Origin of the sequence: Micromonospora sp. DT231, from assembly GCF_049847025.1 — a bacterium.
Taxonomy (GTDB): Bacteria; Actinomycetota; Actinomycetes; order Mycobacteriales; family Micromonosporaceae; genus Micromonospora.
In genome coordinates this window covers 98,032-119,391 of sequence record NZ_JBNCNO010000011.1, presented here as the reverse complement: position 1 = coordinate 119,391, position 21,360 = coordinate 98,032, and the positions used below count along the sequence as shown (strand labels likewise).

At 70.9% G+C, this 21,360-nt stretch carries 24 protein-coding genes; 14 read left to right on the top strand and 10 right to left on the bottom strand.

Going from position 1 to position 21,360, the window contains the following annotated elements; all coding sequences use genetic code 11:
* Positions 1–47 precede the first annotated feature (47 nt).
* Positions 48–1,334: an ABC transporter substrate-binding protein gene (locus tag ACPXBU_RS25340; protein WP_425759927.1), complete on the bottom strand. Its 1,287-nt coding sequence runs from the start codon at positions 1,332–1,334 to the stop codon at positions 48–50.
* A 215-nt stretch (positions 1,335–1,549) separates the two neighbouring features.
* Between ACPXBU_RS25340 and ACPXBU_RS25335 the strand changes: the two genes are divergently transcribed.
* The 4 genes from ACPXBU_RS25335 to ACPXBU_RS25320 are packed head-to-tail and all read left to right on the top strand — an operon-like array spanning position 1,550 to position 3,393.
* Entirely contained in the window at positions 1,550–1,927 is a 378-nt protein-coding gene (locus tag ACPXBU_RS25335) for a PadR family transcriptional regulator (protein ID WP_425759926.1), read from the top strand.
* A 3-nt stretch (positions 1,928–1,930) separates the two neighbouring features.
* A complete protein-coding gene (locus ACPXBU_RS25330) occupies positions 1,931–2,626 on the top strand; it encodes a hypothetical protein (protein WP_425759925.1) in 696 nt (231 codons plus the stop codon).
* Between the two features lie 48 nt (positions 2,627–2,674).
* Positions 2,675–2,998: a hypothetical protein gene (locus tag ACPXBU_RS25325; protein ID WP_393362618.1), complete on the top strand. Its 324-nt coding sequence runs from the start codon at positions 2,675–2,677 to the stop codon at positions 2,996–2,998.
* Positions 2,995–3,393 (top strand): hypothetical protein, encoded by a 399-nt coding sequence (locus ACPXBU_RS25320; RefSeq protein ID WP_393362621.1) that lies wholly within the window; start codon positions 2,995–2,997, stop codon positions 3,391–3,393. Before ACPXBU_RS25325 ends, ACPXBU_RS25320 begins: the two co-directional genes overlap by 4 nt.
* Before the next feature lie 16 nt (positions 3,394–3,409).
* Here ACPXBU_RS25320 and ACPXBU_RS25315 read toward each other — a convergent pair whose 3' ends face one another.
* Entirely contained in the window at positions 3,410–3,664 is a 255-nt protein-coding gene (locus tag ACPXBU_RS25315) for a flavin reductase (protein ID WP_393362624.1), read from the bottom strand.
* 278 nt (positions 3,665–3,942) lie between these two features.
* On the opposite strand from ACPXBU_RS25315, the gene ACPXBU_RS25310 reads away from it, so the two are divergent.
* From ACPXBU_RS25310 to ACPXBU_RS25290, 5 genes are all read left to right on the top strand, one after another.
* Positions 3,943–4,743 (top strand): helix-turn-helix domain-containing protein, encoded by an 801-nt coding sequence (locus tag ACPXBU_RS25310; protein ID WP_425759924.1) that lies wholly within the window; start codon positions 3,943–3,945, stop codon positions 4,741–4,743.
* Positions 4,737–4,919, top strand: a complete 183-nt coding sequence (locus ACPXBU_RS25305) for a DUF397 domain-containing protein (RefSeq protein WP_425760045.1) — start codon at positions 4,737–4,739, stop codon at positions 4,917–4,919. Before ACPXBU_RS25310 ends, ACPXBU_RS25305 begins: the two co-directional genes overlap by 7 nt.
* 13 nt (positions 4,920–4,932) lie before the next feature.
* Entirely contained in the window at positions 4,933–5,637 is a 705-nt protein-coding gene (locus tag ACPXBU_RS25300; protein WP_425759922.1) for a VOC family protein, read from the top strand.
* Positions 5,638–5,823: 186 nt separating this feature from the next.
* A complete protein-coding gene (locus ACPXBU_RS25295) occupies positions 5,824–6,255 on the top strand; it encodes a hypothetical protein (protein WP_425759921.1) in 432 nt (143 codons plus the stop codon).
* 47 nt (positions 6,256–6,302) lie between these two features.
* Positions 6,303–6,578, top strand: coding sequence for a hypothetical protein (locus tag ACPXBU_RS25290; protein ID WP_393362635.1), 276 nt, complete (start codon positions 6,303–6,305; stop codon positions 6,576–6,578).
* 401 nt (positions 6,579–6,979) lie between these two features.
* On the opposite strand, the gene ACPXBU_RS25285 is transcribed toward ACPXBU_RS25290, so the two are convergent.
* On the bottom strand, positions 6,980–7,690 hold the full coding sequence (locus ACPXBU_RS25285; protein WP_425759920.1) for an HAD family hydrolase: 711 nt from the start codon (positions 7,688–7,690) through the stop codon (positions 6,980–6,982).
* A 167-nt stretch (positions 7,691–7,857) separates the two neighbouring features.
* Between ACPXBU_RS25285 and ACPXBU_RS25280 the strand changes: the two genes are divergently transcribed.
* Positions 7,858–8,490 carry a hypothetical protein gene (locus ACPXBU_RS25280; protein ID WP_393362641.1) on the top strand — a complete coding sequence of 211 codons (633 nt, stop codon included), beginning with the start codon at positions 7,858–7,860 and terminating at the stop codon, positions 8,488–8,490.
* 12 nt (positions 8,491–8,502) lie between these two features.
* Here the strand turns inward: ACPXBU_RS25280 and ACPXBU_RS25275 are convergent, their stop codons facing one another.
* Entirely contained in the window at positions 8,503–9,081 is a 579-nt protein-coding gene (locus ACPXBU_RS25275; protein WP_393362644.1) for a TetR/AcrR family transcriptional regulator, read from the bottom strand.
* Between the two features lie 68 nt (positions 9,082–9,149).
* Positions 9,150–9,767: a TetR/AcrR family transcriptional regulator gene (locus ACPXBU_RS25270; RefSeq protein ID WP_393362647.1), complete on the bottom strand. Its 618-nt coding sequence runs from the start codon at positions 9,765–9,767 to the stop codon at positions 9,150–9,152.
* A 141-nt stretch (positions 9,768–9,908) separates the two neighbouring features.
* On the opposite strand from ACPXBU_RS25270, the gene ACPXBU_RS25265 reads away from it, so the two are divergent.
* Complete coding sequence (locus tag ACPXBU_RS25265) at positions 9,909–11,111, top strand: low temperature requirement protein A (protein ID WP_425759919.1); 1,203 nt, start codon at positions 9,909–9,911, stop codon at positions 11,109–11,111.
* Positions 11,112–11,265: 154 nt separating this feature from the next.
* On the opposite strand, the gene ACPXBU_RS25260 is transcribed toward ACPXBU_RS25265, so the two are convergent.
* Together ACPXBU_RS25260 and ACPXBU_RS25255 are read right to left on the bottom strand one after the other, a co-directional pair.
* Positions 11,266–11,718, bottom strand: a complete 453-nt coding sequence (locus ACPXBU_RS25260) for a hypothetical protein (RefSeq protein ID WP_425759918.1) — start codon at positions 11,716–11,718, stop codon at positions 11,266–11,268.
* On the bottom strand, positions 11,690–12,508 hold the full coding sequence (locus tag ACPXBU_RS25255) for a hypothetical protein (RefSeq protein ID WP_425759917.1): 819 nt from the start codon (positions 12,506–12,508) through the stop codon (positions 11,690–11,692). The genes ACPXBU_RS25260 and ACPXBU_RS25255 overlap by 29 nt, the downstream gene beginning before the upstream one ends.
* An 86-nt stretch (positions 12,509–12,594) precedes the next feature.
* Between ACPXBU_RS25255 and ACPXBU_RS25250 the strand changes: the two genes are divergently transcribed.
* Entirely contained in the window at positions 12,595–13,251 is a 657-nt protein-coding gene (locus ACPXBU_RS25250) for an HAD family hydrolase (RefSeq protein WP_393364454.1), read from the top strand.
* Positions 13,252–13,361: 110 nt separating this feature from the next.
* Here the strand turns inward: ACPXBU_RS25250 and ACPXBU_RS25245 are convergent, their stop codons facing one another.
* Together ACPXBU_RS25245 and ACPXBU_RS25240 are read right to left on the bottom strand one after the other, a co-directional pair.
* Complete coding sequence (locus ACPXBU_RS25245; protein ID WP_425759916.1) at positions 13,362–15,449, bottom strand: IPT/TIG domain-containing protein; 2,088 nt, start codon at positions 15,447–15,449, stop codon at positions 13,362–13,364.
* Positions 15,450–15,818: 369 nt separating this feature from the next.
* Entirely contained in the window at positions 15,819–16,271 is a 453-nt protein-coding gene (locus tag ACPXBU_RS25240) for a hypothetical protein (protein ID WP_393362664.1), read from the bottom strand.
* Between ACPXBU_RS25240 and ACPXBU_RS25235 the strand changes: the two genes are divergently transcribed.
* Positions 16,270–16,542 (top strand): hypothetical protein, encoded by a 273-nt coding sequence (locus ACPXBU_RS25235; RefSeq protein ID WP_425759915.1) that lies wholly within the window; start codon positions 16,270–16,272, stop codon positions 16,540–16,542. The genes ACPXBU_RS25240 and ACPXBU_RS25235 overlap by 2 nt on opposite strands.
* A gap of 46 nt (positions 16,543–16,588) precedes the next feature.
* Here ACPXBU_RS25235 and ACPXBU_RS25230 read toward each other — a convergent pair whose 3' ends face one another.
* On the bottom strand, positions 16,589–19,294 hold the full coding sequence (locus tag ACPXBU_RS25230; protein ID WP_393362669.1) for an MGH1-like glycoside hydrolase domain-containing protein: 2,706 nt from the start codon (positions 19,292–19,294) through the stop codon (positions 16,589–16,591).
* A 42-nt stretch (positions 19,295–19,336) separates the two neighbouring features.
* Between ACPXBU_RS25230 and ACPXBU_RS25225 the strand changes: the two genes are divergently transcribed.
* Positions 19,337–21,286: an amylo-alpha-1,6-glucosidase gene (locus ACPXBU_RS25225; RefSeq protein ID WP_425759914.1), complete on the top strand. Its 1,950-nt coding sequence runs from the start codon at positions 19,337–19,339 to the stop codon at positions 21,284–21,286.
* Positions 21,287–21,360 lie beyond the last annotated feature (74 nt).

Here is a 21,360-nt window from a genome sequence, read left to right as displayed (position 1 = left end):
CTTCTTTCGCGACTGCGGGGCTCGCAGGACCGGCTCACTCCTCGCGCTCACGGCAGAACCCCCTTCGACTGGAGGGCATCGGCGATGGCGTCGCGCAGCTCGTCGGCGGTCTGCTGGGGACGGATCGCCGAGGGGGGCGACAGGATCGCCGACATCACCGTGGAGATGCTCTGGTAGGCCGGGGTCAGGGGGCGGGTCGCCGGTTCCTTCAGCTCTTCCAGGATGGTGTCCTTCATCGGGTACGCCTCGGTCATCTCCGGGTCGTCGAAGACCGCCTCGATCGTGGGTGGCACGCCGTCCTTGATGGCGGAGAACTTCTGGTGCTCGGCGCTGCGGATGCACCGGGCCGCCTCGAAGGACATCTCCGGGTGCTTGGAGTAGGAGCTGACGGCCAGGTTGACCCCGCCGATGGTGACCTTGCTGGGGGTGCCCTCGTCGATGCCGGGGATCCGGGCCCAGCCGACCTGCTTGGCCAGGTCGGGGTTGGCCTCCTGCAGGGCCGGGTAGACGAACGGCCAGTTCACCTGGAACGCGCCCGAGCCGGACTGGAACTCCAGCCGGACCGGGTCCTCGGTGGCGTTGCTGAACGACGGCGAGGTCACGCCCGACGTGGCGAACTTCTTCAGTTGCTCCAACGCCCGGACGGTGCCGTCGTCCATCACGGCCTTCGTGCCGTCGTCGTTGAGGATCTTTCCTCCGGCGCTCTCGGCCAGGGTGTTGTAGAGGACGACCAGGCCCTCGTACTGGGCGCCCATGGTGAGCACCTGGTACGGCTTGCCCTGGTCCTTGAGCTGCTGTGCCGCGCTGATCATCTGGTCCCAGGTGGTCGGCGGCTGCGGCACCAGGTCCTTGCGGTACCAGAGCAACTGGACGTTCGTGTTCTTCGGCGCCGCATACAGCTTGTCCTCGTAGCGGGCGGTGGCCAGCGGCCCGGCGAGGGTGCCCTGCTCGACCTCGGCCTTGTCCTGGCCGGTCCACTCGCGGATCCAGTCGGCGCTGGCGAACTCCTGGGTCCAGGTGACGTCCAGCCCGAGCAGGTCCATTCCGCTGTCCTGGGCGGCGAGCCGGCGCACCATCTGTACCCGCTGGTCGTCGGCCTGTCGGGGCAGCACCTGGTAGGAGATCTCGTACCGCCCCTGCGCCTGCGCGTTGCAGTCGTCGACGACCTTTTGCAGGTTCTGCTCGGGCGGGTAGTACAGGTTGATCGTCGGCGGGCCGCCATCGTCGTCCGCGCCGCACGCGGCCAGCGGTGCGACAAGTGCCAACGCGGCGGCCGCCGCGCCCAGCCGAACGATCGATCGGCGTGGGTGTGGAGCCGTTTCGGGGTCCGTCATCGCCCTCCCCCTCTCCTCGGCGAAAGGCCGGGGAGGGCGTCCGTGCCCCGGCGCACGGCGAGCCATGTCCAGGTTCGATGAGCTGCGACAACGCCCCGGCCCGGATGCTCTGTGTGGCTACTCTGCCCCACCCGCGAAGTCGCGAAACCTGGCTGTCACAGCGGGAGTTCGTTCCGGTATATCGCGAGACCAATTAGCGGGGTAGTATGTGTCGCATGGTAGCGGCGGATAGCCAGTCCATCGACGACAACGACCGGCAGACCCAACTCCTGCGGGGCGCGCTCGACATGTGCCTGCTGGCGCTGCTGGCACGCGAGCCCGCGCACGGCTACGAGTTGGTGCGGCGGATGGAGACGGCCGGTTTCGGCGCCATCAGCTACGGCACCATCTATCCGCTGCTGACCCGGATGCGCCGACTCGGCCTTGTCGCTCACGAGCAGCAGGTCAGTCCGACCGGCCCACCCCGAAAGGTCTACGCGCTGACCGGGTCCGGTCGCACCCATCTGGACGCCTGGCAGAAACAGTGGGACCGCTTCACCGACACGGTCGACGCCGTGCTCACTCCGCTCGACCACACACCCACGAGGAGTTGACCCATGGACACCATCGACCGCCTGCTGGGCGAAGCCGACCAGGCGTGGCGCGGGTACGGGGTGGGCTCCGCCGATCGGGCGACACTCGCCGCCGACCTGCGCCTCGACCTGCGGGCCGCGGCCAACGACGGGGGCGATCCCGCGCAGTTGATCGGCGGTGACGTGGCCGGCTTCGCCCGCCGGCTCGCCGACGAGGCTGGCGTCCGACGGGTTCGCGGCGACTACGGCCGCGTTGTGGGCACCGCACTGATCGGCGCGGTGCTCGGCGCCGTGCTCGGCTACGGCCTCCTGGAGGCGGCCTACCCGGTGTTCGTCCACCTGATCGACATCCCCCGCTCGATCGACGTACCGATCCAGCTCGCCGTCGCCGTCGCCTACGGCACACCGGGCGCCGTGGTCGCCGCGGGAGCCGTCGTCGCGGTGCGGACCCGCCTCCGCGCCCTGCCCGAGATCCGGCGGACGGCCCGATTGATGAGCGTCCTCGTGCCGGTGGCCGGCATCGTCATCACGCCGATCACCGTCGGCTTCGCCTGGGCCACCGACTACAGCCTGGCCCCGTCAGTGGTGGTTACGGAGATCGCCATGGTCCTGGGCGCGATCGCGGGCGCCACGGCGCTGGCACGTCGCTTGTCACTCCGCGAGGCCCGGACCGCCGCCGCCAGCCCGCACCCGGAAACCACCAGAGTCAAACCCGCCTGACGTACGCGCAACGCCCGCCCTGAAGTATGACAGGTGTAGGCTGCGCGTATGACAGAGCCTCAGCGCCGCTTCACGATCTCCGTTCCCCCGGACGTGAGTCAGATCCTGGAGAGCCAGGGCAACCGCATGGCCAGCGCCTACGTCACCGAGGCGGTGCGCCGCCGCCGACGCGTGGAGCAGCACAGGGAGTTGTTGCTTGCCTCCGGCATCCACGTCACCGAGCAGGGTGTGGCCGAGGCGCGGGCCCGTCGCCTGGGCGTGGACGCCGAGTGGTCCCCGGAGCGGTTCGAGGCGGAGCGCGCCAAGATCCGCGCCGCCATGGCGGCCGAGATGGACGGCGACGACGACGCTCCCCGCGCCGACGCCGCATGACCTCGGAGACGACGCCACCGGTCCGGCTGATCCTGGACCGGTCGGCTCTGCTGGGCTACGCCGTCCTCCGGACGGTGCACGTGGGCGAGCCCGTCCACGAGGTGATTGAGGACGGGGTGCGTTTCGGGGTGCCGGTGGTGGCAGCGACCGAAGCGTTGACCATCACGACCGGCAAGGACCTGGCGCTGCTGCACAAGCTGCTGGCCCTGCCCTCCTGCGCGCTGCTGCCGGAGCGGTCGGAGGATCTGCCGGAGCTGACCTTCTGGCAGCGCAGGACCCGCCGCTTCGACCTGGCCGCCGCAGCGGTGGCGGGCCTGACCCATGACTCCGCGGTGCTGACAAGTGAAGGTCCCGAATACTCCGACGGGGTGCCGCTGATCCACTTCCCGGGATGACCGACGGCGGGCAACGTCAGCCCCGGGCTCTCGCCCAGGAGAGGAAGCGCTCGGTCATCCGGGCCGGCGGGTGGTCCGGGTGCAGTTGGGTGAGCTGGGCCGTCGCCTCGTTCATGAGGGTGCCGAGGTAGATGAGCAGCGTGGTCCTGCTGGTCCGGTACTCCGACAGCAGGGCGAGTTTGGCCGGCTGGCAGGGCCATTCCCGGCCACAGTTGCGGCACCGCCACAGCGGACGCATGGCGACGTGCGGTACGGGGGGCCGGACCACCATCACCGCCACCTCGTTTCGTCGTGGTGCCCGGTCGGGCTCAGCACAGTGACCTCCTCGGGGTACGGGAAGGGGCCGCTCCCGCAAGGGGGAGACGGGAGCGACCCCGGGAGCAGAGCCCGCCGCCGCCCTCTCGGCCACCGGCGAGCCCGCCACTGGTGACAGTTTGCGAGGACCCGACTACGGTCGATACGTGCTCGCGGCATCCGTGCAGCTCAGCGGCCCGGTCGAGCAACCACGACGGACACGCCGGTTCAGGTTGGGCAGGGATTGGGGATTCGATGGGCAACGTCACCGACTACGTGTTGGAGGAGCTTCGCCTGTTCCGCACGGGGCTCGGGTTCAGTCAGGACGACTTCGGCCGGGGCATCGGCTATTCCGGCTCACACGTCAGCTCGGTGGAGACCGGCGGCCGGGCGCCCACCAAGGAGTACATGCGGGCCATCGACACGCACCACCCGACCGCGGGACGCTTCCAACGGATGCTGGAGAAGTTGGCCCGGCTCGACGCCGAGCCGGCCTGGCTGCGCGAGTGGATCGAGTTCGAGCGGGAGGCGACCACGCTGCGCTGGTTCGAGTTGGCGTACGTGCCGGGTCTGCTCCAGACCGAGCGGTACGCGCGGGCCACGCTGGCCGGTGGCCGGTTCGACGCCGAGGACGTGGATCGGATCGTCGCCTCCCGGCTGGAGCGGCAGGCGATCCTGCAACGCCCGCGCCCACCGCAGCTCATCGCCGTCCTGGACGAGGCGGTGCTGCGTCGGCCGGTGCTCGACCAGCCGGGGCTCATGGTCGAGCAGTGTGAGCACCTGGTGCAGTTGGCGACGGCGGAGCATATCCAGGTGCACATCGTGCCGGTGGATGCGGGAATGTATCTGGGGTTGGCCGGGCAGTTCATCATCGCCGAGATGCCCGACGGTGAACGGGTCGCTCACGCCGACAACCAGCTCACCGCGCAGTTTGTCGATGCGCCGACCGACGTCGCTAAGCTGGCGAAGACGTGGGAGATCGTGCGAAACGAGGCGCTCCCCCGCCGGCAGTCAACCGAGCTGATCAAGGAAGTGGCCAAGTCATGGACATGCTGACCCCACAGTGGCGCACGTCGACCAGGTCCGGCGGCAACGGCGGGTCCTGCGTGGAGGTCGCCGACAACCTGCCGAGCGTGGTGCTGGTGCGCGACACCAAGGACCGCGACGGCGGCACCCTGCGCGTCGACCCCACGGCCTGGAAGGCCTTCATCGCGTACGCCAAGCAGCACTGAGCCCCATCGACAGATGATCGCGCGCTTCAAGGACCTCTGCCTGGACGCCACCGACGCGCTCGCACTCGGCGCCTTCTGGGCCCGGATGCTCGACGGTGACGTGGCCGATGCCGGCGACGACGACACCCGGGTCGATCCCCGCTCGGCGCGTTCGACCGCCGAGTCGCTCTGGGTGAACAAGGTTCCCGAACCCCGGGTCGGCAAGACCCGCGTACACCTGGATCTGCGGTTGGCCGGCGCGGACCCGGCGGCGCTGCTCGCGGCCGGCGCACGGCTGGTCCGGGAGCCGGCCGGCGAGGCCACCTGGTGGGTGCTCGTCGACCCGGAGGGCAACGAGTTCTGCGCCTTCCCGGCTCGTGAGGGCACCGGGCCGGGCCCGTTCGAGCTGGTCGTCGACTCGGCCGACCCGCTCGCGCAGGCGACCTGGTGGGCCGGTGTGGTCGGCGGCGCCGTCGAGGACGAGTCGACCCACGCGGGGGTCACCGGCGCGGCCGGGTTCCCCTGGGACCACTGGGTTTTCGCCGGGGTGCCCGAGCCCAAGACGGTCAAGAACCGGCTGCACTGGGACGTCGACCTGCTCGACCCGGAGCCGATGGCGCTGATCGCGGCGGGCGCGACGCTGCTGCGGGAGCCGCTCGACGCGACACACTGGTGGTGGGTGCTGGCCGACCCGGAGGGCAACGAGTTCTGCGCCTTTCCGCCGCGCCCCATCGGGTGACTGGCCGACTACCGGGGGCGGCCGGCGTCGGCTAGCGTTTTCCTCACGCCGCAGCCAGGGCGCTCGCCGCCGCCGTCGACACGCCTCCGGCCGACCCCCGTCCTGCCCGATCGGTTGGTAATCGCGGGAACGTCCCACCGCCGCTCCCCCGGTTCGGCAGGATCGTCCCAACGAGGAGGTGCCGTCGTGCAGGACACCCGCGCTCTCGCCCTGACATTCGAGGTGAGCGGCCTGCCACCGGTCAAGACCGAAGCGTTGTCCATCTTCGCGGCCGGGCATCGGCAGGCGACGAGGGTCCGCACCCTGCTCCAGGCCGCCCTCATCGCGGCTCAGCGCACCGGCTGGACGCCGTTGGGCGGGCCGATCGCGGTGGAGATGGTCCTGCGGTGTCCGCCCGGGCACCGCACGGGCGACGCCAGCACCCTGCTCGGCGGCGTCTGCGCAGTGCTGCAGGACAAGAAGCGGGTGTCGTCCATCGGCCTCACCCACCTCGGTGTGCTTGTGGACGTCGCGCTCTACCAGGACGACCGGCAGATCCGCCGATTGTCGTACCAGGAGGAGCCGGCCGAGGACTTCTCGTACCGGGTGCGGGTCGCTGCCGTACCGGACGGGGTTTGACCGACGACCGCGGTGGGGTATCGCGGACGCCGACGAAGGGAGCACCGATGTCGGAGCCACATGTCACGCTCGACCCACGCGGGCTCGACCCTGTGCAGCAGAAGCTGCGGGGCCCGCTGGAAGAGCAGTTGACCTCGGCGCTTCAGGCGGCCACCGACCGGGTTCGCGCCGGCTACGGCGGCGAGCCGGTCGAGCAGGTCTGCCAGCGACTGTTGGAGGAGACCCGCTCCGGGTTGCATCCCGACATCGCGGCCGGGTTCAACCCGGACATGGACGAGTTCTGCCGGGTGGCGGTGTCGATCGTCCGGGGCGGGGCCTCCTGAGGTCGCGACCCACCACGCCGCCCGGCCTGCGCCGCACGATCGCCCGGCCTGCGCCGCACGATCGCCCGGCCTGCGGCGCTTGGTCTGCGCCGCTCGACCGGGCGCGGTCGATCGGTGGCCGGGTCAGGATCGGGTCCGCAACTACCCGACCCTGACCCTCGGCCGTCCGGATGGGAGCGGACAGCTCCGGCACTCAGCTCCACGGTGCCAGCCGCCGAACGCCGGCGCGCTCCCGGCAGACACCCCGAAGGCCGTGAGCGCCGGGCCAGGTTAGGCCGACCCGGACCGGGCGGACAAGCCGCGCCGGGCGACCGACGGCGGGACTGATCCCAGGGTGAAAATCAGACAAGCCGGCGTAACGCGACCATGATCGTCGACGCTGTTCGCTTTCGGCACCGGCCTTAGAAGTGGTGCAACAGGTCACGGAACGCGGCGAGCCGCAACACCCCGCCGTCGGTGGGGTCCAGTTCGTCGTTCTCCAACACCCACGTGTTCACGTTGGGAATGAAGACCGCGTTCAACCCGGCCGCACGTGCCGGCAGGATGTCCGACTTCGGGGAGTTGCCGATCATCCAGGCCCGGGTCGGATCAAGCCGGTGTTCCCGGACCAGCCACCGGTACGTCTCGACGTCCTTCTCGGCGACGATGTGCGCGGCCCGGAAGTGGTGCAGCAGCCCGCAGGCGTCCAGCTTGCGTTGCTGATCCGCCTGGTCGCCCTTGGTGAGCAGCAGCAGCTCGTGCCGGCCGGCCAGCTCGTCGAGCGCGTCGGCCACCCCCGGCATCAGCTCCACCTTGTGCTCGACGAGGGCGACCGCCAGGCGCTCGATCTCCTGGCGCTCGGAGTCGGTGGCCGGCCGTTCACGCAGCCGCTCCAGGCACTCCGCCAGACTGCGCAGGAAGACCTTGCTGCCGTACCCGTGCGCCACCGTGTTGGCCCGCTCGATGTCGTCGAGGATCAATCGGATCTCGGTGCGATCCAACGTCGGGTGGTCGAGCCACCCAAGAAAGTCGTCGATCACCCGCTCGAAGACCACGTTGTTCTCCCACAACGTGTCGTCCGCATCGAAGATCAGCACCTGCGCCTGCCGCCGCGCCGCCGCGCCGTCCGTCATCCCGTCCCCTCCCCATGCCTTCGCCGCCCCGTCGAAGGGACAGGATAGGCGGGAGATCCGCTGTGAATTTCGGATTTTTCCGTGAACCGTCCCGGCCTGACTTTCGTCTGGTGGGTGGGAGAATTCCTCGCGGCCGAGAGGTCGGGACAGCTCATGAGGAGTACGACGTGATCACGATGAACTGGGGTGCCGGCGCGGCGCTGCTGGCGTGCACCGGCGCGCTTGTGGCGTGCGGGAGCGACGCCGACAAGGCGCCGAAGGCCACGCCGACGCCGTCGGGTGCCGTGGCGTCCCCGTCGACGCCACCGGGGGGAACGCCGTCACCGGCGGCACTCGCGACCGACCCCCTGCTGTCCGGCAAGCACGAGGTCACCATGGCGCGGGTGCAGGGACCAGGGAACGCGCTGGAACTCAGCGGCCGCCTTGAGGAGGGCGGCGACACCGGCGGACGCGTCCTGTTCGTTCCGACGCCGATCGGCAACGACCAGTACGTGATCAAGGCTTTCGGCACGAAGGACGATCACCCCGCCAACGACGATCCGTCCTGCTGGCAGGTGAACGCTCTGGACATCGAGCCCGAGCTGACCGTCGAGGCCGCCGTCTGCGATCCGGACAACCCGATCCAGCGGTTCAGCATCACTCCCATGGACGCCGGCACGTACGCGATCGGCAGTGAGACCCGGTTCCTTCTGTACGCCGCCGGCAACGGTCTGATCCTCAAGGAGTTGAGCACCGCGCCGCTGGACAGCACGTTCCGGTTCGTCGACAAGGGGCCGTCCGACCGCCAGCCCCTCAACTGACCAGGGCGCCCGTCACGGCCACCGCAGCAACCGCTTGGCGATCAACACCTCGCGTTCCTCCTGCCCCTCGGGTCGGAGTCGTCCGCCCCGGGTGAGCATCACCACGCCGTGCAGCAGGCTCCAACCCACCTCGGCGAGGGTGTCCGGGTCGCGCCCCTCGGCCAGCGGGGTCAGGGCCGCGCGCAGTTCGGCGAAGACCGCCCGCGGCGCGGCCGGGACCCCACCGACGCCGAGGGCCAGGTCGGGGGTCAGCGCGAGCATCGCGTCATAGACCTCGGGATTCGTGTACGCGAAGTCGAGGTACGCGGAAGCGACAGCCGGCCAGGCCCCCTCGGGGCTGCCGGCGCCCTCCGCGTGCGCCTCCGCCAGATCGGCGGCCAGGTCGGCGAAGGCGCAGACGGCCACGGCGGCGAGGAGAGCATCGAGATCCGCGAAGTGCCGGTAGAGGTCGCCGACGTCGATGTCGGTCCGCTCGGCGAGGCGTCGGGTGCTCACCCCCGCCCAGCCCTCCGCCTCGGCCAGCTCGCGCGCGACCGTGACGATGAGGTCACGCCGGTCCTGTTCGGTGGCCTTCTCGGCAGGTCCGGGCACGCAGTTGAGCGTAAGGGCGGACACCGACAGCAGTCGCCTGGTGACGGATTGGCGACTGTCCGCCCCGGTCAGACCAGCAGTGCCAGTCGTCCGATGAGGGCCTCCCGCAGGTGGGGTGGCCAGGGAAACAGCGGCGTCGCCACCTGGAGTTGGGCGAGCCCGTGCAGCCCCACCCAGAGCGCCGTCGCGTCGGCGAAGGGATCCGCGCTCGTCGAGAGTCCCTTCGCGGCACACTCGGCGACGGTGCGGTGGATGACCTCGAAGGCGCCCATGCCGAGCACGGCGAGGTCGTCCGCCAACGCCGGCGTCCGATCGCGGGCCTCGCCGGCATCCCAGACCGCCCCGAACATCAGCCGGTACCGGTGCGGCTGGCGCTCGGCGAAGGTCAGGTAGGCAGCGCTTATCGCCCGCAGCCGCTCGGCCGGGTCCCTGTCGTCCGGCCCGGCCAACTCCTGCTCCAGGGCGGCGAACGCGCGCTGGGCGACCACCAGCAGAATCGAGTCCAGGTCCGGGAAGTGCGCGTAGATCGACGGCGCCGAGATGCCGGCCTCCCGGGCCACCGCCCGCAGCGTCACGCTCTGCGGGTCGCCACCGTCCAGCAGCGTGCCGGCGGCGCGGACGATCTCCTCGCGCAACTGGCTGCCTTCGCCACGCTTGTTGCGAGCGCGCGTTCTCGGTGTGGTCACCGTATGACCTTACAGCCGTAAGGCGAACGAAGCCGTTCCTCCGGCCCCACGTGCCACCGCCGACCGTCGCTCGTTAGGTGAGGGGATCATCATGACGGGAGGCCACGTGGTCGTTCGACGGCACCGGCCCGCGGCGGACGGATGAGCGAGCAGCGCGACGAAGGGCTGGTGCGCGACGCCGCCAGCCGGCAACGAGCCACGTTCCTGGAACTCTTTCTCGACCTCGTCTTCGTCTTCGCCCTCACCCGGATCTCGGCACGCGTGATCAGCGACTTCACCGACGGTGGGCGCGGCGTGGTCGCGGGCCTCGGTCAGGCACTCCTGCTGTTCCTGGCGCTGTGGGCGGTCTGGTCGCTGACCGTCTGGTCGACAAGTTGGCTGGACCCGGAGGCGCCGATCGTCCAGGTCGTCATCGTGATGACGGCGGTCGGCGCCATGACGATGGCGGTCGCGGTGCCCGACGGCTTCGGCGCGCGCGCCTCCCTCTTCGCCATCACCTACGTGAGCCTCCAGATCGGCCGCGTGGTCTACTTCCACATCGCCGGGCACGGCCGGCCCGATCCCCGGCAGACCACCCGGGTCCTGGTCTGGTTCGCTCTGAGCGCACCGCTCTGGATCATCGGTGGTCTGGCCGACGAGGGCACGATCCGTGGGCCACTCTGGATCATCGCCGTGCTGATCGACTACACCGGGCTCTACCTCGGGTGGCCGACCCCCCGCATCGGCGCGCAACGGATCGGCGGCCGGGCGATCGCGGCCGGGCACCTGGCCGAGCGCTACCAACAGTTCCTCCTCATCGCGATCGGTGAGGCGATCTTCGTCATCGGTCTGGCGTTCAGCGGCAGCGATTTCCACGCCGACCAGACGGCCGGCTTCGTCCTGGCCCTGGCGACCACAGTGCTGCTCTGGCGGATCTACTTCCACCTGGCGGGGAAGGTGATGGACACCGCCGTCAGCCGCTCGGGCCACGCCGATCGGCTCGCGACCGAGATGGCGTTCGCCCACCTGGTCATGATCGCCGGGATCGTGCTCACCGGCGTTGGCTTCGAACTGCTCATCACCGAGCCGCTCGGGCACCTGCCAGCGGCGTGGCTCATCGCCATCCTCGGCGGCCCCGTCGTCTTCCTCGCCGGACGATCAGCCCTCGAATACCAGGTGTTCGCCCGGGTCTCCCGCTCCCGGCTGGCCGGCCTCCTGGCCCTCGGCCTGCTGGTGCCGGCAACGATGCGCCTCAATTCGCTCACCGCCGGTGCCGCCGCCGCGGTGGTGCTGCTCGCGGTGGCGGGCGCGGACTCCCGACGGTCACGCCGGCACGCACCGGAGATGCCCACCCCGCCCTACTAAGGCCTGTCTCATCAGGGCGGCCGAGCCGAGGCGGAGTCGGGCGGCCAGTTCATGAAGGCTGGTGAGGACGGGGAGTCCATCTACCGGTCCCTGGGCTTCGCACCCATCGCCGCTCGGACGCTGCGGCTGACCGTGGTCGACGACCCTGAGCGAATCAGGGCTCGCCCAGCTCCTTGATGCCATGTGTCTTAAGCAGCGCCGGCATCGGGTCGGCGAGGTGCGCGCGTCTCGCTTGCGAGATGCGTGCCACGGTGACTGACGCATTGGGTCCCGGGACGTCGTAGGGGCCGCCGCGGGGATAGACCACAAGGGAATTCCCCTGCCAGCCCATTCGCTCGATCTCCGACCACGCGTACGAGCGCCGCAAGCCGCCACGGTCGCGTACCAGCAGCCCGGTGTCGTCGGCCAACACCGCGTTTCGCCATCGGACGAACGCGAGGACCATCGACGCGGCACTGAGCACCAACCCGCCCCAGCTGACCCAGTCGAGCAGCACCGCGACGACGACCAGGCCGACCACCATCGCGGACGGCACCGCGACGGCGGGCCAGACCCGCGACCGCCCGAGCACGAGCACCTCACCCACCGGCTCCGCAGACTCCCCCATGGACCGAGGGTAGACAGAGGCCCGGTTCGCCGCCCTGCGGGACGTAGGAAGGCATCGACGGCCGCAGGGCGCGGCCACAGATCGAGCACCAGTCGTCCAGCTCGCCGATCTCACTGAGCTGGTCGAGCACGCCGGACAACCCGGATCTCGTCCGGGAGAAGCACCGCAACACCCAGCGGTCCCTCCCGGCGGGCCAGCCACGAAGGGAGAGGCACGCCGCCACCGCACCGTCGTACCACAGACGATCGGCTGGGCCGGTGGCCTCGCGCACCTCCGGGACACCGCTCAGGGTGACCGTCGGCGACACCAGGGTCGCGGTCTCGTAGGTGAGCGTGACGTGCGGCCAACGCCGCACCTCCGCCAGGAGCGCGTGTTTCTCGAGCCGCTGCTCGATGGTGCGGTCGATCAGCCGGTACGGCCAGTTGCCCGGGGCCATGGCGGTGCGCCCGTCGAGCAGGACATCGACGCCCCACGTCCAGGCTCCGTCGAGGGCTGCCGGGAACATCCACCCGAGGTCGGCGGTCCAGCGGAAGTACGCCGGGCCCTCCAGGCCGTACTCCATGTGGTTGCCGTCTGTCTTGAGCCGGTAGGCGAGCCCGCCGTAGCGTTCCTCGAACGCGACGGCGACCGCGACCAGCTCGTCGGGCACCACGGCCAGCGGCCCGTCGGGTCCGTCCGCACTCGCCGACCGCCGGATCCGCTCGGCCGGGGTGCTCGGCCACCGCTCCCCGTGCGTGCCGAGGAAACGGGCCACCCTGGCGGACACCGTCGGATCGTCGAGCACGTGCACCGGAACACCGTACGCCCTCGTCGGGCGTCCACATGCGACCGAGTTGTCTATGCTGCACCGACACCACGACCGTGACCGGGGGCGCAGTGATCAACGCGGTTTTCTTCGATGTTGGTGGGACGATTCTCGACGAGTCCCGTGAGTTCGAGGCCTGGGCCGACTGGTTCGGCGTGCCACGGCACACACTCTCGGCCGTCCTCGGTTCGGTGATCGCCAGAGGTCTGGACTACCAGGAGACGTTCCGGGCCTTCCGGCCCGACTTCGACCTCGACACCGAGCTTGAGCGCCGGGCCGCCGCGGGCCGGGAGGAGTCGTTCGGCGAGGAGGATCTCTACCCCGACGCGCGGCGGTGCCTGACCTCCCTGAAGGACCAGGGCCTGCTCCTGGGCCTGGCCGGCAACCAACCCGCGCACGCCGAGGCGACCCTCCGCGCACTCGGCCTCCCCGTGGACGTGATCGGCACGTCGCACGGATGGGGGGTGGCGAAGCCGTCACCTGCCTTCTTCGAGCGGGTCGTCCGCGCCGGCGGCGGCGACGCGGCGTCGATTCTGTACGTCGGTGATCGGCCCGACAACGACGTACGCCCGGCCCAGGAGGTCGGGATGCCGACGTGCCTGATCCGGCGCGGCCCGTGGGGTCACATCCTCGACCTCCCCGACGTGGCCGCGCACTGCCTGTTCCGCATCGACTCGCTGGACGAACTGCCGAGCCTGGTCGCGAAACACAACGCCGCGAGCGGTTAGCTCCGAGCGCCGGTCCGATGCGCGCCGCGACACCGGTACACCCGCTGGTCGGCCTTTCGTGCCGTGCGTCCCGGTCAGGACCCGGAGTGGGTCCTGACCGGGACCGCCGGTCAGCCGATCCGGTCGGCGGGCCGCCTGCGCCGGGTCACCAGCACGAGGACCATGCCGAGGAGAGCCAGCAGCGCGCCGACGGCCAACGGCGCCGTGAGGGCGTCACCGGTCACCGGCAGGCTCCGCGGTAGGTAGCGGAAGGCCAGGCCACCGGAGACCCCGCCGTCGGTACGTACGGCGACAGTGGTGTTCCCGGCCGCGCAGGCCGGCGTACGGAAGGTCAACGAACGTCCGCCCGACGCCACGGTGACCCCGCTCGCCGGGATGGTCTGACCGCAGATGATGACCACGGTCCGACCTGGCACGAAGCCGGAGCCACGGACCGTCACCGTGCTACCGCCGGCGGCCGGCCCCTCGGCCGGGGTCAGCGCGTCGACGACGGGTGGGGCGATCCGGTACGTGAAGGCGTCCGCCCTGACGACGTCGTCACCGGGCACCTGCACGATCACGTCCACCGGGCCGGGCAGGCCGGGTGGGGTGACCACGGTGATCGTGGTGCCGGCCGGGTTCACGGTGAACCCGGTGCCGGGCACCCCGTCGAAGGTCACGCCGGTCGCGCCGGTGAGGCCGGTCCCGGTGATCGTCACAGTGGTGCCACCCGAGGTCGGCCCGGTGGTCGGGGTCAGCCCCGTCACGGTGGCGTTGCCGCCGCCGGCCAGGTACGCGTAGTCCAGCGGCGCGGACGCGCCACCGCCGGTGCTCACCACCACGACCGCCGGACCGACGGCGCCGGGGGGCGTGACCGCCGTCAACGACGTGCCCTGCGCGTTGACCGTGACGTTGGTGGCCGGGGCACCGTCGAACGTGACAGTCGTGCTCCCGGGCACGAAGCCCGTACCGGTGATCGTCACGGTCTGGCCGCCCGTCTGCGGCCCCTGGTTCGGCGCGATCGTCCCGGCCGTCGGAGCGGCCGCCACGTAGGTGAAGCCGTCCGGCGCGTCCGCGTTCCCACCCGGGAGGAGCACGGTGACGTCCGCCGTGCCAGCCGGCCCCGGCGGTGTGACCACGGTCAGCGACGTGCCGCCCGGGGCGACGACGAGGTTGGTGCCCGGTGTGCCACCGAAGGTCACGCCTGTCGCGCCGGTGAGGCCGGTCCCGGTGATCGTCACCGTCGTGCCCCCCGAGGTCGGTCCGGAGGTCGGCGAGAGTCCGGTGACCACACCGCCACCGGCCAGGTACGTGTAGCCCAGCGGGGGTGCCGTGCCGTTCACCGTGCTGATCACCACCGATGCGGGGCCGACCGCGCCGGCCGGGGTGACCGCCGTGAGGGACGTGCCGTTCGGCGCCACCGTGACACCTGTCGCCGGCACTCCGTCGACGGTGACGGTGGTGCCGCCCTGGATGAACCCCGTACCGGCGATCGTGACGGTCTGGCCGCCCGCCTGCGGGCCCTCGTCCGGCGTGATCGTCGCGGCGGCGGGCGCCGCGGGCGGACGCGCGCAGGTCGCCTCGGCCACGATCACGGTCCCGATCGGGATGGTCGTCTGTTCGCCGAGGAGGAGGCCCGTCAGGGTGAGGGCGGCCCGAAGGGCGACCGCGGCGGCACCGTCGGCTGTCGTCGTCTCGGTCCGGGTCAACGAGGCGTTCAGGCTCGCGCCTACCAACCCCGGCACCACCACGGGCACACTCGCCACGACGGGAGGGCCGTTCGGCTCCGGCGTCGCCGCCGAGCCGAAGAGTTCCAGCCCGACAAGCGTGGTGCCGGCGCTTGTCGCGCCGGCCTGCGGACAGGTCGCGGTGGCGGTGGCCTCGGTCAGGCCCACCACGTCGACGCTGAGCACGGCCAGGTTGAAGTCGGTGACGCGGGCGGACGCCGACGAGGAGGCCGCCGCACGGGTGGCGGACACCTCCACGGTGCCGCTGGCGGTCATACCGATCGCCCCGGGCAGCGAGACGGCCTGGTTGTCGGTGTCGGTGCCGCCTCCGGGCGGGGCGGTGGCCGTGCCGATTGTCGCGTCGGCGCTGATCACGGGCGTGCCGAGCACCACCGCGGACAGGTCGACGACCACACCTCGCGCACTCGCGTCACCAGGCGCCGCCCAGGCCGGCGTCCCCAATCCCAGGGTTGCCAGGCCGACGACAAGCATCGCCGTGGATGCGGTCGTGATTCTTCGCAGGACAGAGCTCACCAATTTCCCCCGTTCAGTTCGACTGACGGGCGTGCTCGGCGGTCGACACCCGTCAACGACTGAACGATGCCAAACGGGACAAGTTATGGCATTAGGTGCATTTCAACCCGGCCTGGCGACGACTCGTCGCTCCCGCCGCCCGCCCGCCGCCGCCCCCCGGGCATGATCGCGCTCGATCCACGTTGTAGTGGTGTCGCTGGCGCCCGGAGGCCACTCGATCCTGGATCGAGCGCGATCATGCGGCGGGCGACGGGGGACGGGCGGCGGGCGACGGGCGGCGGGCGGCGGGCGGCGGGCGGCGGGGGACAGCAACCGAGGACGATGGCCCTATTGCTGCGCCACCGGCCAGCTGGTCAGCGACGTCGACGGTCCGCAGTCCTGCTGATCGGCCTGACCCCGACAGACCTTGAGCTGACCGGTCACCGTCGGGAGGTAGCCGTAGAAGCGGGTGGCCACCGGCGTGGTCCCGGCACCGCACCGACTCGCGACCTGGGTCCAGGGCAACGGGAAGAAGTCGCGCCGCCACTGCACCCAGACCGCATGGCAGCCGGCACCTGTCGTCGCCAGTTGCCCCTCGACCACCACGTCGGGAATGACCTGACCAGGCCGGGTCTCCAACCAGCGTCCACCGCTCGCGGTGGCCGCACCGTGCGATGCCGACCACGGCACCACGGTCGGCGCCGCGACGGCCTGGGCCGGAGCCCCCGCGGCCGGGGCGGCGACGCCGATCAGGGAGAGTGTGGCGATTGTCGCCACGACGCCGGTACGAAACTTCTGCATGATTCCTCCTGTCGAGAAGTCTGCCCACGAGAACGGAGTCGACACCATGATCAAGCGTCGACGTGGCCTACGGTTTCTGGCGGTCTTCGCCCTGACCCTGCCGATCCTGTTGGCCGTCCTGCGCGACGGTGACCTCGACGGCGGCACCTGGGCGACGGCGCTCGTCATCGCCTTCGTCCTCGGAGCGGCCTTCGCGTCGATCGGTGGCCAGGAAGCGACACCCTCACCTCATCCCCGTGTGGCGGCAAGGATCTTTCGATCACGAACATAGCCGTACGCCAATGGGCCCGGCGTCCGCCAGATTGCTGATCCTGCGGTCAGCGACGCAGGGTGAGGATCAGGTCGGCCACCAGGGCCGTCCAGCCGGTCTGGTGCCAGGCGCCCAGGCCGGCACCGTTGTCGCCGTGGAAGTACTCGGGGAACGCGATCAGGTCCCGCCAGTCCGGGTGGGTCTGGAACATCTGAGCGGCGCCGTAGATCGGCCGTCGACCCCAGTCGTCCTGGGTGAACAGCGAGATCAGCCGGGCCGAGAGATCGTCGGCGATCTCGTCGAGCGAGCGTTTCACCCCGGAGCGGGTCGGATATTCCACCTGGAGGTCGTCGCCGAAGAACGCCGCGTAGTCGCGCAGCGCGCTGATCAGCAGGAAGTTCGTCGGCATCCAGATCGGTCCACGCCAGTTCGAGTTGCCGCCGAACAGTCCGCTCGTCGACTCGGCCGGCTCGTAGCCGACGGAGAACTCCTGCCCACCGAGGGTGACGGAGAACGGCTTGTCCAGGTGCGCGCGGGACAGCGTCCGCAGACCGAAGTCGGAGAGGAACTCGTCGGGGTCGAGCATCCGGGCGAGCAGCCGGACCACCTGCTCCTGGCCCACCATGGACAGCAGCCGCTGCTGCCGGCCGTCGGGGCCCAGCCGGCGGGTGCCGATCACCTCCGCGTACTCCGGGCGGTTGGTGAGGAACCAGCGCAACCGCGCGCCCAACTCCGGTAGGCGGTGCAGGGTCTTCGCGGTGAGCCGGGTGGTCGCGGCCAACGGCAGCAGGCCGACCACCGAGCGGACCTTCAGCGGCACCTTCGTGCCGTCGGCGAGGCGCAACACGTCGTAGAAGAAGGCGTCCTCGTCGTCCCACAACCCCTGCTCGTACGCGGCGGCGGCGATGTAGAGGAAGTGTTCGAAGAACTTGGTGGCGGTGTCCACCCAGGTCCGGTCGTGCTCGGCGAGGACGATCGCCATGTCCAGCAGGTTGAGGGCGTACATGGCCATCCAGCCGGTGCCGTCGGACTGCTCCAGCACGCCGGCCACCGGCAGCGCCGCCGACCTGTCGAACGGCCCGACGTTGTCCAGCCCGAGGAACCCGCCCTCGAAGACGTTGTTGCCGCCGGTGTCCTTGCGGTTGACCCACCAGGTGAAGTTGAGCAGCAGTTTGTGCATCACCCGGGCCAGGAACTCGTAGTCCTGCCCTCCGTCGATCTCGAACACCTTCAGCGCCGCCCACGCGTGCACGGGCGGGTTCACGTCACCGAACGCCCACTCGTACGCCGGGATCTGCCCGTTGGGGTGCAGGTACCACTCGCGCAGCAGGAGCAGGATCTGCTCCTTGGCGAAGCCCGGGTCGACCCGGGCGATGCTCACGCAGTGGAAGGCCAGGTCCCAGGCCGCGTACCAGGGATATTCCCACGGGTCGGGCATGGAGATGACGTCGAAGCTGGTCATGTGCCACCAGGCGCTGTTGCGCCCGTGTCGGCGCCCGGCCGGCGGCGTGGAGCCCGGGTCGCCTTCGAGCCAGCGTTTGACGTCGAAGTGGTAGAACTGCTTGCCCCACATCAGCCCGGCGATGGCCTGCCGGGCCACCAGCGCCTCGTCGGCGGTGGCGGCCGGCGGGATCACCCCGGCGAAGAACCGGTTCGCCTCGGCCCGCCGCGCCCACACGACGGCCTCGAAGCCCTCGCTGAGGTCGGCCGGCGGAGGCGGCGCGGCGGCCGGCGGCGACGCGGTGCGGGTCAGCCGCAACCGGATCTGGCGCTGCCCGCCGGCCGGCACGTCGAGCACGTAGTGCAGCGCACCCTTGGTGCCCTCCCGCGCGGGGTTGACGGTGGCCGCGCCGTTGACGACGTGGTCGTTGATGCCGTCCTTCGGGTACGGCGAGCGGCCGGGCAGGCCCCAGAGCCGCTCGGCGTTCGTGTCGTTGTCGCAGAGCAGCGGCACCGGCCCGCCGTCACCCTCCAGCAGCAGTTGACCGAGCACGCGGTGCTCGCCGACGAGCCGGGTGCCCTGGCCGGTCAGCGTCGGGATGCGGTCACCGCCGGGCAGGCCCCAGGCCCAGGTGTTACGGAACCACAGGGTGGGCAGCACGTGCAGGGTCGCCGCCCGGTCGCCCCGGTTGGCCACGGTGATCACCATGCACAGGTCGGTCGGGGACGCCTTGGCGTAGTCGACGGTCACCGCCCAGTACCTGTCGTCGTCGAAGATCCCGGTGTCGACAAGCTCGTACTCGGTGTCGTCGCGGCCGCGCAACGCGTTCACCGCGACGAGTTCGTCGTACGGGAAGGCGGCCTGCGGGTAGTGGTAGCGCCAGCGCATCCACGAGTGGGTGGGCGTGGAGTCCTCGTACCACCAGTATTCCTTGACGTCCTCGCCGTGGTTGCCGCTGTCGCCGCCGAGGCCGAACATCCGCTCCTTGAGGATCGGGTCCTTGCCGTTCCACAGCGCGAGGGCGAAGGCGAACGTCTGTCGTTCGTCGCAGACGCCGGCCATCCCGTCTTCGTTCCAACGGTAGGCTCTGGACCGCGCGTGGTCATGCGGGAAGTAGTCCCAGGCCGTACCGTGCTCGCTGTAGTCCTCCCGTACCGTCCCCCACGCCCGTTCGGACAGATAGGGACCCCATGCGCGCCAGTCCTGCTCCCCCGAGTCAGCCTGGGCGAGCCGGAGCCGCTCGGCGTCGGGTGGCGAGGCGTCGGAGGACGATCGGTCAGTGATCACGTGCACATCTTTGACGTCGCCGCGGTACTTGACCACAGCGGCCATTCTCGTCGTGGCGTGTTACACCCCGCCGCCGGTGGAGGAAAGTTGATTGACATTCACTTCGGCCCGCAGCTCTGCGGCGATCTGACCAGCGCGGCCAGCCGGGAGTGGCTGGTTCCCGACGGTCTCGGCGGCTACGCGATGGGCACCGTCGCCGGGCTGCGGACCCGCCGCTACCACGGTCTGCTCGTGGTCCCCGGCGAAACCCCGGCGTCCCGTCAAGTGGGACTGGTCAGTCTGGACCCGGCGGTCACCCTGCCGTCCGGGGCGCGGGTGCGGCTCGGCGCGCACGAGTGGTCCTCCGGCGACGTGGACCCGCGCGGCTTCGAGCTGTTGGAACGCTTCGACCTGGTCGACGGGCTACCCCGGTGGCGGTGGCGGATCGGCTCGGTGGTGATCGAGCGGGAGCTGGCCATGTTGCCCGGCCGCTCCTGCGTGGCGGTGGTGCACCGGCTGATCGCCGGCGGTCCCGTCCGGCTGGAGCTGTCCGCCGCCTGCACCTGGCGCGACGCGCACGGCGAGCGGCGGGCCGACGGCCCGATCCCGCAGGTCGAGGCGGTGGCCGACGGTGCGGTCGTCGAGGGCGCGTACCGGCTGGCCGGGCCGGGCTGGACGCCCGAGGGGCAGTGGTGGCTGGGCGTGCACCACCGCGAGGAGGCCAACCGGGGCCTGAACGCGGACGAGGACCTCTGGTACGCGGGACGTTTCGTCGGCGAGCTGACGCGCCCCGGCGACACGGTGTCGGTGCGGGCCTGGGCCGGCCAACTCGCCCTCGACCCTGAGCCACCGTCGGCGGAGGAGATCGTGGCGACGGCCCGGCGGCGCAACCGGCAGGTGGTGGCGACGGCGAAGCCGGTCGACGACGTGGAGGCCACCCTGGTGCTGGCCGCCGACGCGTTCGTGGTGCGCACAAACGATGCGGCGGCGGACGTGGTCGCCGGCTACCCGTGGTTCGGGGCCTGGTCCCGGGACACGATGATCTCGTACGAGGGGTTGTTCCTCTGCACCAATCGGGCCGCCGAGGGGCGCGAGCTGCTGCGGTCGTACGCGGCGACGCTGTCCGAGGGGATGCTGGCCAACACGGCCGACACCGGGCGGGTGGAGTACAACACCGTCGACGGCACGTTGTGGTTCCTGCACGCGGTGAGCCGGCACGTGACGGTCACCGGTGACACCGATCTCGGCGACGAGTTGCTGCCCGCACTGCGTGCGGTGATCGACGCCCACGTGGCGGGCACCCGGTACGGGATCGCCGTCGACCCGGCCGACGGGTTGCTCGGCCAGGGCGCCGCCGGCACCGCGCTCACCTGGATGGATGCCCGGGTGTACGGGGTGCCGGTCACCCCGCGTACCGGCAAGCCGGTCGAGGTCAACGCGTTGTGGATCAATGGGCTGGCCGGGCTCGCCGAGCTGACCGAGTTGGCCGGGCAGGACGCCGACGAGCTGTGGCGACGGCACGGGCAGGCGACCGCCTCGTTCCGGGAGCGTTTCCCGGCGCCGACTGGCTGGCTGCACGACGTGCTGGACGCGCCCGCGCCGGCGTACCCCCTGGGTGGCGCGGCCCTGCACGACGACGACGCGTTGCGTCCCAACCAGTTGCTGGCCTGGTCTCTGCCGTTCGCGCCGCTGGAACCGGACGAGGCGACGGTGCGCCGGGTGGCGGACGGGCTACTCACCCCGCTCGGGCCGCGCAGCCTTGCCCCGGATTCGCCGGAGTTCGTGGGCCGGCACCGGGGTGGCCCCGCCGAGCGCGACGGGGGCTATCACCAGGGCACGGTGTGGCCGTGGCTGCTCGGCCCGTACGTGGACGCCGCCCGCCGGGGCAAGATGTCGGTCGATGACACGTTCGTTGGGATTGAGTCTCATCTGACCGAATATGGATTAGGCTCGGTAAGCGAGACGGCCGACGGCCTCGCGCCGCACGCCGCGACCGGCTGCCCATTCCAGGCGTGGTCGGTGGCCGAGCTGCTGCGGGTGCGCCGAAAGGGCCAGTAGCGCTTTACACGACCGCAACGGTGGTGTCGCCGCCGGTTATCTCGATCCCGGCAGGATTGGCCCCGATCCAGACG